The sequence below is a fragment of the Mariniflexile litorale genome (assembly GCF_031128465.2).
GTDB lineage: Bacteria > Bacteroidota > Bacteroidia > Flavobacteriales > Flavobacteriaceae > Mariniflexile > Mariniflexile litorale.
In genome coordinates this window covers 3,896,492-3,909,434 of the sequence record NZ_CP155618.1, presented here as the reverse complement: position 1 = coordinate 3,909,434, position 12,943 = coordinate 3,896,492, and the positions used below count along the sequence as shown (strand labels likewise).

13 protein-coding genes are annotated in these 12,943 nt (G+C 31.6%); 3 read left to right on the top strand and 10 right to left on the bottom strand.

Translation table 11 applies throughout. The features are described from left to right. Nucleotides 1-737: 737 nt before the first annotated feature. The 3 genes from QLS71_RS16470 to QLS71_RS16460 form a co-directional block, all read right to left on the bottom strand. Nucleotides 738-1,628, bottom strand: a complete 891-nt coding sequence (locus QLS71_RS16470; RefSeq protein WP_308991878.1) for a DNA cytosine methyltransferase — start codon at nt 1,626-1,628, stop codon at nt 738-740. Between the two features lie 201 nt (nt 1,629-1,829). After that, nucleotides 1,830-2,699, bottom strand: coding sequence for a M12 family metallopeptidase (locus tag QLS71_RS16465; RefSeq protein WP_308991877.1), 870 nt, complete (start codon nt 2,697-2,699; stop codon nt 1,830-1,832). Nucleotides 2,700-2,737: 38 nt separating this feature from the next. Further along, entirely contained in the window at nt 2,738-3,277 is a 540-nt protein-coding gene (locus QLS71_RS16460; protein WP_308991876.1) for a hypothetical protein, read from the bottom strand. A 79-nt stretch (nt 3,278-3,356) separates the two neighbouring features. Between QLS71_RS16460 and QLS71_RS16455 the strand changes: the two genes are divergently transcribed. The 3 genes from QLS71_RS16455 to QLS71_RS16445 are packed head-to-tail and all read left to right on the top strand — an operon-like array spanning nt 3,357 to nt 5,209. Beyond that, a complete protein-coding gene (locus QLS71_RS16455) occupies nt 3,357-3,710 on the top strand; it encodes a transposase family protein (RefSeq protein ID WP_308991875.1) in 354 nt (117 codons plus the stop codon). 19 nt (nt 3,711-3,729) lie between these two features. After that, nucleotides 3,730-4,683 carry a transposase gene (locus QLS71_RS16450; RefSeq protein WP_348636626.1) on the top strand — a complete coding sequence of 318 codons (954 nt, stop codon included), beginning with the start codon at nt 3,730-3,732 and terminating at the stop codon, nt 4,681-4,683. Between the two features lie 25 nt (nt 4,684-4,708). Further along, nucleotides 4,709-5,209: a transposase gene (locus QLS71_RS16445; protein ID WP_348636630.1), complete on the top strand. Its 501-nt coding sequence runs from the start codon at nt 4,709-4,711 to the stop codon at nt 5,207-5,209. A gap of 539 nt (nt 5,210-5,748) precedes the next feature. On the opposite strand, the gene QLS71_RS16440 is transcribed toward QLS71_RS16445, so the two are convergent. The 7 genes from QLS71_RS16440 to QLS71_RS16410 all read right to left on the bottom strand — a co-directional run bounded on the left by QLS71_RS16440 (nt 5,749) and on the right by QLS71_RS16410 (nt 12,765). Continuing rightward, a complete protein-coding gene (locus QLS71_RS16440; RefSeq protein ID WP_308992704.1) occupies nt 5,749-7,317 on the bottom strand; it encodes an SCO family protein in 1,569 nt (522 codons plus the stop codon). 11 nt (nt 7,318-7,328) lie between these two features. After that, nucleotides 7,329-8,390: a hypothetical protein gene (locus tag QLS71_RS16435; RefSeq protein WP_308992705.1), complete on the bottom strand. Its 1,062-nt coding sequence runs from the start codon at nt 8,388-8,390 to the stop codon at nt 7,329-7,331. A 33-nt stretch (nt 8,391-8,423) separates the two neighbouring features. Next, nucleotides 8,424-9,902: a tyrosinase family protein gene (locus tag QLS71_RS16430; RefSeq protein WP_308992706.1), complete on the bottom strand. Its 1,479-nt coding sequence runs from the start codon at nt 9,900-9,902 to the stop codon at nt 8,424-8,426. A gap of 505 nt (nt 9,903-10,407) precedes the next feature. After that, nucleotides 10,408-10,566, bottom strand: a complete 159-nt coding sequence (locus tag QLS71_RS16425) for a hypothetical protein (protein WP_308992707.1) — start codon at nt 10,564-10,566, stop codon at nt 10,408-10,410. Nucleotides 10,567-10,598: 32 nt separating this feature from the next. Continuing rightward, nucleotides 10,599-11,648: a trypsin-like peptidase domain-containing protein gene (locus QLS71_RS16420; RefSeq protein WP_308992708.1), complete on the bottom strand. Its 1,050-nt coding sequence runs from the start codon at nt 11,646-11,648 to the stop codon at nt 10,599-10,601. A gap of 5 nt (nt 11,649-11,653) precedes the next feature. Further along, entirely contained in the window at nt 11,654-12,352 is a 699-nt protein-coding gene (locus tag QLS71_RS16415) for an outer membrane beta-barrel protein (RefSeq protein WP_308992709.1), read from the bottom strand. Nucleotides 12,353-12,408: 56 nt separating this feature from the next. Further along, a complete protein-coding gene (locus tag QLS71_RS16410) occupies nt 12,409-12,765 on the bottom strand; it encodes a hypothetical protein (protein WP_348636573.1) in 357 nt (118 codons plus the stop codon). Nucleotides 12,766-12,943: the final 178 nt, after the last annotated feature.

Below are 12,943 nucleotides of genomic sequence, written 5' to 3'. Positions count from 1 at the left end.
AGTTATAATTACGGCTGAAAAGAGGATATAGATTATTTGAATTTTAAAAAAGTTAAAATTATTAATTAATTGGTTGAAGTAGAGTTGTTTGAAAATACTCTATTTTACATAATATTAATTATAGTACATTTATAACAATTATAACAATTAGCGTAATAGCGCTTTTGGGCGCTATTTGACATAATTGTAGATATAACGTCTTTAGACTTATATCGATAGTAATTATGACAAGCTAATTGTGGCTTCGTAGTTGTGTTTATTACTGTGTAACTATAATTCTCTATTTCGTAGTTGAGTTTATTATTGTGTAGCTATAATTCTCTATTATGTAAAATATCCCAGTATGCGCTGTTTTCAAAAGAATAATTGGAACTTGGGTCATTAAACTAATTAAGCGGTTTGCTTCGCAGCGTTTAAAAACATTTGTATCTATTTTTACATACAATTATCCAACGCTTGCCAACGCCAAAATAAAAGCTAACCTTTTTGCACTTATTAAAAATCGCTTATTCGAAATGTACGTAATAAAAATTTTAGACGATTCTCGTAAGCTTGCCACAAGAGCATAAATTTTATGAAATCGACTTTTTAGGAGATTCACGAACACATTTGAAGTTTCTACAAATAATTAAATATGTGAGTAAAAATAAAATTCTATGCACTTGTTATATGTAGAACTTCAATTAATCTTTTTTTTTAATGCTTCATTATTAGGTATTTTAAAAATTGATACTCAATCAATTCTTTAAAATATTTTCTATTTCTGCATATGAAAATTCTTTATCTTTTTTGTAGGGTTTATCCCACCATAATCTTCCAAAAGTATCCTTAAAAGAGTCATCTTTGTCTATAAAACAATTTAATTGTAATTCTGGGTCATTAGCAAAACTTAATCGATTTCCACCGTCTCTTTCAACTTTTTCTAGTCGCTTTAAAGTTAATTCATTCACCATAGGTACTGTATGGCTAAAAATGGATTCATCTTTATGACCAGCTTTTATTTTTGAAAAGCCATTTTCAACACCAATAACATCTCTGACTGTTAACTTTTTATTTGCTTTTATAGGCTCTAATTCTTTTTTTGTAATTCTATTTGCAATTAAAGTAAATCGCTTTCTATTTTGAGGAACACCATAGTCAGATGTATTGTGTACTTTAAAATGCACTGTATATTTATTATTTTCTAACCAATATATAAATGATTCCAAACCACTTTCTCCTTTTTTACGAAGAACACCAGGTACGTTTTCAACGACTACGTAACCAGGATTAAAATACCTAACGAATCTTTCAAATTCGACTAATAAATTTTTAGATTTTTGCGATTTCTTTTTATCTGTATTTATTATACTCCAAAACTGACAAGGGCTACAACCGATAAGCAATAATTCATCATCATTACACTTTAGATTTAAGGTTTTTTCTAAGTCAGTTTCTTTTAATTCAAAAACATCTGCTTTTATGAATTTAGACTTCTTAATATTTGCTTCATAAGTGGCTCTGCAGTTTTCTTCATAATCAATACCTGCCAAAACCTGAATACTAGACTTTTGCATACCATAACTCATACCGCCGCCGCCACAAAAGAAATCGACAGCTTTGATAATTGGTTTGATTTTTTGTTTCAAATTTGAATAGTATTTTAACTATGTAAATTAAACTAATTTTCCTTGTGAAACAAAGAATTATTTGCATTATTCCATTCAACACACATTATGCTTCCCTCCTACGTCGTCGCATAAAAGTGTTCCAATAACATTTTAGAACAGCTTTTAAGAATGTTTTTTTAAAACTAAAGTGGAGTAATAAAGTAGAAAATATTTAAATTTTTAATTATAAACTTTATTAATGTTTTTGACATCGTTTGAACTTAAGCCTTTCCGTTGTCCAATAATTGTTTTTTCGTTTCCTGGCGGTTTTCTAATTAGAATAGTTTTGTTGTTGTTTTTAGAGCTAAATCCCATTGAATCATAATGCATAACCGAATTATAGTCATATTCACCTATATCTTCACCTTCTTCGCCACGATCAATATATTTCATAAAATTATGTTTTTCGTCACTTTGAACATTGTCCCAAACTATTTCTATATACTCGTCTCTATCTGTACGAGCTTGTTCATGGTAAAAACCCGCAGCATGCAAAATTTCGTGAACGATACTTCCAAAACTACAATCGCCAACCTTTATAATCTGTTCTTCACCTTGCTTACCAACCCAAGAAGAACAACCATTAGATTTTACAAATCGTATATAATCGATATCTTTCGAACCTTTTTCAATAAGTTTTAAATTTGTTTCATTGTTTAAATATTTAATCGCTTTTTTTATCAGAATCTCTTTAGGATGACCATTTTTTATTTCATATGGTATTATACCGTCTTTCCATAAAACACCTTCTCCTTTTATTGCTGCCATAGTCTGAACTTGAAAATCTTCAATTTTCCCTATAATAATATCTCCTTCAATTACTAATAAACTGTCAACTAATTCACATATAATTTCTTGATCTTTATCAGTAAACGATAGTTGAGTAACAATCTTAATATGCTTTTTTTTACCTGACTTTAAGCTATGATATTCCAATGGAGGTCTAAAACTTCTATTATTATTCTTAATAATTAGCCATGTAAGGATAGAGACGAGAAAGAGGGTTGCTATAGTAAAAAGGACACTATATCTATGAATCTTTTTCTTCATTTACATAAAAATTTGGGAAAAACTTAAAACCTAGTTTATTATTTAGGCACAAAACTTAAAGTAATTTCATGTGATGCTGTTTTACTAAATGACCCTTTAACATTGGCGCCAATTCCAAAATCAAGATTAACTTTTCCGCTTCCAGAATTAGAAATACTGAATTTTATATTAATATCAAAACCATTTTTTTTAAGAGTCATTATATCTCCTGCTTGATCATAATTGTCAATGCTTCTATTGATTAGTTCTTTAAGATCCTTCGGTTGAAATTGGTAACTCTTTTGATCACCAGACATTGGTTTTGAGATTTCAGAAAAATTATAAGTAATTGATGATGCCTTTTCATTAACAGTCTTATAACCTCCTTCAATAACCCAAAAAGCTATTCCAGCTTCCCCAGTAATATTATTAGCTATATATATCTTTATAGAACCAGATTTAAGTTTGTAACTTGACTTATCAATTTTATCTTTTGATAGAGATAATCCTTGATTAATTGTTTCGATGATTTCTGTATATTGATTTTCAGAAATCTTAACTGATTTTAAAGGAGCACAACTAATAATACATGTGCTCATAAGCAGAAAGAATAAGGATCATGACCAAAAGTTGTGTGTGAATTACCTATAGTTTTCGGATTTTTGCAAAAAAAAGATTTTGGACCATTATCTAGAACTACTCAAACTTATTTTACCTGAATTTCTAATCAACCATTTTGATCTTGTAAAGCATACTAAAAATGGCGAAGTCATGCATCTTTACTTTGAAGAACAAAATGCAACACCTAAAGAAGAATCTAAACGCACATTAATTGCGCATGGTTTTCATAAAGAAGTAACCATCCAAGATTTTCCTTTACGAGGCAATACAGTTTACCTGCATGTTAAGCGTCGCAGATGGTTAGACAAGACCACCAAACAAGTCGTGCAGAGAGATTGGAACTTAGTAGCACAGGGAACTCGTATGACATCAGAGTTCGCTGCTTTTTTAAAAGAAATTAATCAATACTAGAGCTTCAGATTGTCATACCATAGGACATTTTTATGGCGTTGATGGTAAAAAACTACAACGTCAGTATAAAGATTATTTAAGTGATTTTAAAGACTGGAATCAGAAGAAACATGCAAAACAATATCTCATCTTTCCTGAAAATATAGGAAGCCATTTATCTATTGATGAGACTGCTTTGTCAAAGGGAGAACTCTACACCATCATTACCAACAAAAAAGCCAAAGGTAAAAAAGGAAGTATCGTTGCCATTTTTTCTGGCACTAAAGTAGAACCTATTATAGAACAGCTTCTTAAATTATCAGCAAAGAAAAGAACGAAGGTTAAAGAGATTACACTAGACATGGCTAACTCAATGAAAACTATCGCTAAAAAATGTTTCCCAAAAGCCATACAGGTTACTGATCGGTTTCATGTACAGAAATTAGCCTTGGAAGCACTACAAGATATAAGAATCAAATATAGGTGGGACGCCATAGATCTAGAAAACGAAAACATAAAACTTGCCAGAGCAAATCACAAGACCTATAAACAAGAGGTCTTTGATAATGGAGATACCAGAAAACAACTCTTAGCAAGAAGCAGGTATTTACTCTACAAAGCACCCTCTAATTGGACGGAAAATCAATACCAGAGAAGCAAAATACTCTTCGATCAATATCCTGATATCCAACTAGCATTTAACCTAGTTCAAGGCCTTAGAAATATTTTCAATACAGCAAAATCAGTAGAAACTGCATACACAAAGCTAGCGCATTGGTATAAAGATGTTGAACAATCTGGATTTAGAGCATTCAATACAATAGCAAATACGATAACCCTAAACTATAGATCTATACTTAACTATTTCATCAATCGAAGTACAAATGCTTCTGCTGAATCTTTTAACGCAAAGATAAAAGCCTTTAGAGCCCAGTTTAGAGGTGTCAAAAATATAGAATTTTTCCTTTTTAGATTAACCACTATTTTTGCTTAAACACAACTTTTAGCCTTGATCCGCCATAGATCTAGAAAACGAAAACATAAAACTTGCCAGAGCAAATCACAAGACCTATAAACAAGAGGTCTTTGATAATGGAGATACCAGAAAACAACTCTTAGCAAGAAGCAGGTATTTACTCTACAAAGCACCCTCTAATTGGACGGAAAATCAATACCAGAGAAGCAAAATACTCTTCGATCAATATCCTGATATCCAACTAGCATTTAACCTAGTTCAAGGCCTTAGAAATATTTTCAATACAGCAAAATCAGTAGAAACTGCATACACAAAGCTAGCGCATTGGTATAAAGATGTTGAACAATCTGGATTTAGAGCATTCAATACAATAGCAAATACGATAACCCTAAACTATAGATCTATACTTAACTATTTCATCAATCGAAGTACAAATGCTTCTGCTGAATCTTTTAACGCAAAGATAAAAGCCTTTAGAGCCCAGTTTAGAGGTGTCAAAAATATAGAATTTTTCCTTTTTAGATTAACCACTATTTTTGCTTAAACACAACTTTTAGCCTTGATCCAAGAATAAGGTGTTTTTCATAATTATTTGGTTTTGTTATACAATAAACAGTGTTTTGGCTTTAGTTAAACCAAAATCATACCCATTGGGTAATTAATAAAATTGTGCTATTATATTTTCTTAAAATGGAGAAGTTAACCACTACTCATCAAGTGATTGAGTCAAATTTAATAAAAAATAATAAGAAATTAATTATTGTAGTTTAACAAATTGTTAAAATTTCTTATTATTCCATTCCACACATATTACGCTTCCCTCCTACGTCGTCGCATAAAGAGTGTTCCATTAACATCGTAGAAGAATCTTTTGAGATTAAATTTTTTCAAGAAACTATAGTTTGCCAAAGCGCTAGCTGGCTCATTCGCTAAAAAGGTCTACAAGACCTTTTTTTAACGCTCTGCCCTGCTTTTAACCAAAGCTCAAGTTACATAACGCAGAACATTATAGTACATTTATAACAATTAGCGTAATAGCGCTTTTGGGCGCTATTTGACATAATTGCAGATGTAACCAAAATTTTATGAGGCGACATTTCTAATCTTTTCTAATATATTTATTTGTATACTATTTAATAGAGCTGCAGTAATAAGTAGTACTAATCCAATATTCAAAATTGGTTTTTTCATATAAATGGGGCCAAAAAGAATAAGAATAATAGTTCCTACTATTGCCAAATAAAATGCTATCCAACTTTTTGTTTGATTTGATCTACGCCAAATAAACCATAAGTTAATAAAAAGTATTACACATAATATTGGTAATATCCATGGTTTATAAGGAATTGACGACATGCCTGATATTCCAAAAACACTCAAATAGGCAGTCCAGCATAATGGGCACTTGGGGAAAAAAGCAATCAATATTGGAACAATTATGTTTCTCAATGTGCCTCCTATTTTTTGTAATCGAAAGGTATTAATCAAAGATGATTTTGGTTTCTTAGATAAATATTTCAATAAGTTATTTACTACATCTTCAGGTTCCCACTGAAACCTATTATAAGACTTGATTGGTCTTCCTAATTCATCTATTATATGAAGTTCAATTAAATGTTTATTTATGAGGTTTCCTGCATAATTGACTTCAGATTTAAAATAATTTAGAATTTGCGGCATAGATTGTTTATATTTTACTCGAAATACTCTATTTAAATAGTCAAAGCTAACATGTCGTTTTAATGCATATGTTTTTAGTCTTTCAGGTGTATCAAAAATTGGATCGTAAGACATTGCTGCAGTTTTGATCTTTTGATCCAGTTCTAATTTCTTTAATAGCTGTTGAAGTTTTCCTAATTTATTTATGGTTAAGGAACATTTATTATGGTTTTCGCAACGTGTATAGAAAAAAACCAAAACAGTCGGCTTATCTCTAAAAAAATCACCATAAGTTAAAATCTCCCCATCTTGATCTTGAATTATTAGACCCTTTATTTTTGTATAATCTACTTTAGAAACGTTTATGGGCGACTCAATTTCTATATTACAACAGTTCTCTTCTTTGTTTTTATCTCTTTGAATTTTCTCGATGGTTTCAAGAATTAGTTTGCGATTGTTACTATTAATCTCAATACTTACTGACAAAACTTCTAACTCTACAATTGCGTCCCTCGCATTAGCTCCTAACCATTGTAAAGTTAGTAGAATTTCCTTTAAAGCAGAGGTAGGATGTTCTAATGGCCATTTGGGTTTATAGGAGTTAAATGTGATTGTATCATCTCTATAATAGATGTTGTTTATTCCTGCCAATAGATAATAGACTAATCGCGGATTTTTCCGTTTAAGACCTCTAATGGCCTTAGCAGAAGCTGCTACTATATATGCACTCATACCACTTTCTAATGCCTCTAATGCAATGGGTAGCAACTTTAAAGAAAATCCATATTTTTCAAATGAAGCTAGGATATAACCCTGTATTCTATTGACCTCATTAGTACCTCGCTCCTTATATAAAGGATGTGATTCTACTAATAATAATCCCAGAACGTCTGTTCTTTTTTTTAATTTATCTGCTTGATCTACAAAAGCAGCTATATCTTCCTCTAAAGTATCGCTATCAAATTCGGGTACAATATATTTTTTTCTATTCAAAACACAATTTTTCAACTATTATTCGTATTTAAATAAAGATTTATCATGTCGTCTAATTCCGAAAAGTTTGAAGTTCCTTTAATTTTAAGAAGGTTTTCTTTGAAATCTCTTTCTTCTTCTTCTTTTTCTATAAACTTTATAGTTTTTTCATGCGTTTTTTCAATTCCTCCTGATTCTAGAAAAATTAGTGTATTAAGTAAAGCAGTCTTTAATCCATCAAGATGATGTCCTTGTTCTTCAATAATTATTTTTTTTGACATCTCAGTAGAGAGTTCCGGATTAAGGCACATTAATGCTGTAGCAGCGGCATGACGAATTTCAGGCTCTTCATTTAAATCGTTTAATGTTTCTTGCAATAGCTCTTTGGATTCTTCATCGAAACCTAAATTTCTGATAGATTCTCTTTTGGTAATACTATTTGGAGGATTTATTGCAACTTCGCGTAAGACTTTAAAATGATTTGCATGGAGATCATAAGATAATAACTGTACGGCAATTTCTGGAGCAACTAATGCTTTAGAAGGGTCTTCCAAAGATTCAACCAAACGTCTTTGTGCATATTCATCTTTATTAATTGCTAAAATTTCTAAAGCCGAACTCCTTAGATTTTCATTTTTATGATCTATAGCTATACGTAGTGCATCTTTATATTCTGCAATGTTAGCTCCATACAATTGTGGAGAGCTTATCTCAGCTGCCTTAATAGCATTAAGTGAGGCCAATGCAATTTCGCCGCTACCCTCACCTTTTTTAATTTCATTGATGGCATCAAGCATAACATCCTCTTGAGAAAATACAAGTCCTGATATTCCATAAAAGGCACAAGCTCTTAGTTTTTCAGGTAGATCCTCATTTCGAAACAAGCTAAGAGCTTTATCAATATCGTCACCAGTTATTCTACTCATTTTGTTTGCAGCTTTAATTCGTTCTTCAAATGAATTGGATTCATCCAAAAAAATTGCAGCAGCTTCTTTTGCCTTTTTTTGCGACATCTTATCCATTTCTAAGACCTTAGCATCTTCTTCTTTAATGGCCTTTTTGTATTTGGAATCTTTGTATCTATATTTTGACATTTTGATTTTGTTTAAGTTGTGAATATTATATTATCAAACAATTACTCCTGTTGGATAATCTAAAGGTATATCATCATAATCAAATCCCAAACAATCATCTGGATCCTGACTGTGCTGCCCATGGTAATCAATAGCTTGCTTCAATTTTGGAATAGGCCCTGGTGCACTTGCGACATTTGAATCAGGAAAATTTCCCCAGTTGGCTTGAGGTGGTCGTGGATGTTGATCATCTCCATCCCAAGGCCATAATGTGTCTTCGGTATAATTCCCTATTAAATCACTTATTTGTTGACCAGTTCTTGAGCCTGTTCCTTGGCGATCATAACTATCAGAATCTGTTGGGTCAAAACGATACCCAGCAGTTTTCCATTGCCATGTAGCCCAAAGGCGATCTACATTACAATGTAACATAAAAAAAACTGGGTCTGCTGGTGAAAACCCAATCAAACTAATTGGACCTCCCCAACTTACATGAGCACCTCCATGAGGCGATTGCTCTAGACCTGGAACTCCGTTACCAGGCCCATTATTAAAATGGTAATAATCTGAATATTGATAAATCGTCTCTCGCTCTGTTCTATGAGCCCAACTCGTACTAGGATGGGTATATACAGGACTAACTTGGGACTGAGGGTCCCATGGTAATTGAGAATTATTTCCTATTAGTTGTGCACGATATAGTTTGGGTCCAAGAATAATATTACCTTGGATTATACCAGTCAAGTTTGTACTCCAATTGACAAGTGGATTATTTGCATTGAAATCAATTAACCCAGCAGAATCTGGGTTACCAGCAAATGATCTTACGAATACATTACTGGCAACATCAAAAAAGTCCCAATATGGAATGGTTACGTGAGCATAGGATTTTATAGAACCATTAGATTGTGTGATCTCTACATTTTGAATTAGTCGTTCTAGGTTTAAAAGATACATTCTATGCCATGGCAAAAAACAGCTCCTACCATGGATTTCATTACCTGTATTTCCAACATGCATATCTTGAAAATTTTTCCAAGGATGATTCGAAGAAGTTCTTGTGTTCAAAAACATTATGGCCTCTAAAAAATCTCTTCTCTCATCTAAAGAAAGGTTTTTTACATTTTTACGTACTCTAACCATCAGTTCTTTGGTGTATATTAGATTTCCATTCTGAGAGTTATAAACACCAATACCAGTATCTTTGTCTTTTGAACTTGGAAAACTATCGCCTGTGTTTTGATCAAATTTTCCAGCTACATAGAATTTAACCCAACCTTCATCTTGAGGGGCATTTACTAAATTAATACCTGTCAATTCATCGGAAGGTGATAACATATCTGGTAAATCATTTGTATCCACTGGAAAAAAAGTTATTTCTCCTCCTCCCAAAAGACCATTGTTTTTAAGATCTATAAAAATATCAGAGTTGCCATTAACTTGCCTTATCCAAGCTGGCCTTGGTGACCAACCTATATAATCTGTATTTCTTTTATTTCTGGAGATATCATTTATTCTAATTTCAATTGTCATAAGAAAATTGTATTTGATTGTTCTACTTTTTCACGTTAGAAGATTAGTTTTTCTATTCTAAGTGACAATACATTTAAAGATGATAAATGAATACCATCATAAGCACACCCAACAATGGGTAATTCAATAAAATGTTGCTATTTTTTGCTGTAGGGAAAGTTTAATCACTAAATATCAAGTGATTGTAGTAAAGATAGTAAAAATATTTTAATTCTATTATCCTCGTTTCGCATAAAAAGTGTTCCATTAACATTATAGAAGAAACTTTTAGGATTAAATTTTTTCAAAAAACTTTAGTAAGCCAAAGCGCCAGCTGGCTCATTCGCTAAAAAGGTCTACTAGACCTTTTCTTTACGCTCTGCCCTGCTTTTAACCAAAGCTCTGTTACATAACGCAGAACATTATAGTACATTTATAACAATTAGCGTAATAGCGCTTTTGGGCGCTATTTGACATAATTTGTCATTTCGATTAAAGAGAGCAAACATTCGATTTTACATAACAATTATATTAAATTATGATGCAAATCATTGAAAGCGTCGACTACGGTATTACCATACCCTTTAATTATTTCATATTCTTTGTTATCGATTAAAGAAACACTATATGAATTATTAAGCTTATCAATTTTTATAAATTGTAATTGATTGATATTTAATTTCATGATTTTTTATTTTTTTAGTTATGATATTACTTCTAGTCCTTAAATTTAATTTTGACCTCTTCAACCTTTCCTCCTCTCCAAATTTTAAGTACAAATATATTCTGGTTAAAGAAATTTGATTTATTTAAACGATCACTATCCAAATTTTCAAAAGATGCTTTTGTTAATGGAAAACCATTTACAGAAAGGATAATATCACCTCCTGCAATTAACCGCTCTCCTTCTATATCGATATTTTCAAATCCACCTTTAACTCCTGCAAAATCTGCTGGTGAAAACCTAACGACTGATTCAACAAGTATCCCCCCATTTATAGGTACATTCAACATCCAAGCTAATTTTTCATCTAAAATAAAACCATTGATTCCTGTCCATCTTCTATTACCATCTATGACCAATTTTTTGGCTAAATTAGATGTAGCTGCAAAACCCAAGCCTTGAAAACCTCCTGATTCTGTGATGATATAGCTTGAAATCCCAATGACTTCACCTTGTAAATTGAACATAGGTCCACCAGAATTTCCTTTATTGATAGATGCATCTGTTTGAAAATATTCATTAAGAACGAATCCTGAAGTTCTAGCTTCTTGCTTACGTTTGCCACTAATATAACCAACCGAAAGAGAATGTTCTATACCGTAAGGTGCTCCTAAAACAACAATTTGCTCTCCCACAGAAACATTATCTGAATCTCCAATTTTCGCTATTTCGTATGTTTTTGGCATCCAAGATAATTTTAATAGGGCTATATCTGCAACAGGTGCTGATTTAATAACTTTAGCAAGTATTTCTTCTCCATCCAAAAACTTAACAGTTATTGTTTCAGCATTATTAACAACGTGAGCAGCTGTTAATATTTCGCCTTTGTTAGAGATCATTACACCGGAACCAATGCTTTCGTCACTTATTAATTGATGATTATCATTAAGGGTCTTGAACTCTGTTACTATAGTTACAACTGATTTGTTTACTTGTTTGTAAAGAGATGCTATTTCTTGAGCAGTACTTGCAGTAATCGAGCAAAAAAAAGTCACATAAAAGAGCCACTTTTTAACTAGAATAGTTTGTTCTATTTTATTCATGTTATTTATAATTTATAGGCCAGAGAGAGTCCTAAATTAAATGTAGAAATTCTAGGTTTATAGTTTGAAGTTGTAACGGTATTACCCGTAGTTGTATCAACATCAGAAATAGTAACAACACCCCCACTAAAAGTAAAAGTTGGCATTAAACAAAAGCTCTTACCGATAGCACGTTTAAATCCAATTCCAAATTCGTAACCCAATCCTATTCCAGTTTCACTTGAACGATTTACTTCTGTAGTGGTGTTTTCGTTTGTGCCCGTTATTGAAAATTCAGGATTGGAAATGAGCATAGGTCCGAATCCTATACGTGGATAAAGACTAAATTTTTCACTAATACTTACTTTATATGCTATACCTGTTAAAAGGTAATAGGTTTGCCATGAATCTGAACTACCAGTAAAAATTGAACTTTGATTATTTGCTTCTAAACTGCTGGTTAATGCATCAATATCTGTATCGAAGTTTTGATAACGAAAGGTGAATGTTAAAGTTGTTTTTTTGTTTATAACATATCCTCCATATACATCCAATTTATTTCCACTTTCTGCAAAACCAGCATTGTAATTAATAATGTCATCGTCTTTAAAATCCCCTATCGGAAAACTTTTCCCATAAGATATTCCAAAATAGTACTTGCTTTCTTGAGCAAGAACAAGGGTTGTGGTTATTGAAAAAACAACTATAAAAATGTTCTTTTTCATTCTAAATTAATTTTAAAAATTTATTTACGCGAAACTTATATTAGTAGAATATGATATTATTTGACTTGTTTCCACTCTAGAATACGAGTAGCAAAACGCGTACTAACCTCAAGATGAAGCTTCTTTTCTTTCACTTCACATACAACATCTAGTAACCTATTTCCTTTTCTGGAATAGAGTTTACCTATCCATTTACCCTCTTTATACTCTAAGTTCAATACTTCGATTTGTTGATTTCGATTTCCTTCTGAGTTTATAGGGTTTCCTATGTATCTTTCATCTTTTTTGTAGATTTCAACTTTAGCCTCACCTGCATCCCAAACTGCAACTATGTCTTCTTGCTTATCTTGAGCAAAGAGATGTGTTGACATCACTAAAAAGAAAATGGTTATGAAATAAATGCTGTTTCTCATGATTATATAATTTTAATTTCCATGCAAAACTATTTTCATTGCAAATCAGCAACAAAAAAAATTTACGGAACTTTCATATAAATGAACCAAATTGATATGGAGGTTAACAAAGCCTTTTAATTATCAAAATGAGCCATTCATGCTATTAAATCATCATTTCATACATTTGATTATGAAT

Excerpts from the sequence above, each read along its gene's own strand:
- QLS71_RS16465 (WP_308991877.1), bottom strand. The coding sequence starts at position 2,699 with ATGAAGAAAAAGATTCATAGATATAGTGTCCTTTTTACTATAGCAACC.
- QLS71_RS16460 (WP_308991876.1), bottom strand. The coding sequence starts at position 3,277 with ATGAGCACATGTATTATTAGTTGTGCTCCTTTAAAATCAGTTAAGATT.
- QLS71_RS16435 (WP_308992705.1), bottom strand. The coding sequence starts at position 8,390 with ATGTCAAAATATAGATACAAAGATTCCAAATACAAAAAGGCCATTAAA.
- QLS71_RS16430 (WP_308992706.1), bottom strand. The coding sequence starts at position 9,902 with ATGACAATTGAAATTAGAATAAATGATATCTCCAGAAATAAAAGAAAT.
- QLS71_RS16425 (WP_308992707.1), bottom strand. The coding sequence starts at position 10,566 with ATGAAATTAAATATCAATCAATTACAATTTATAAAAATTGATAAGCTT.
- QLS71_RS16420 (WP_308992708.1), bottom strand. The coding sequence starts at position 11,648 with ATGAATAAAATAGAACAAACTATTCTAGTTAAAAAGTGGCTCTTTTAT.
- QLS71_RS16415 (WP_308992709.1), bottom strand. The coding sequence starts at position 12,352 with ATGAAAAAGAACATTTTTATAGTTGTTTTTTCAATAACCACAACCCTT.
- QLS71_RS16410 (WP_348636573.1), bottom strand. The coding sequence starts at position 12,765 with ATGAGAAACAGCATTTATTTCATAACCATTTTCTTTTTAGTGATGTCA.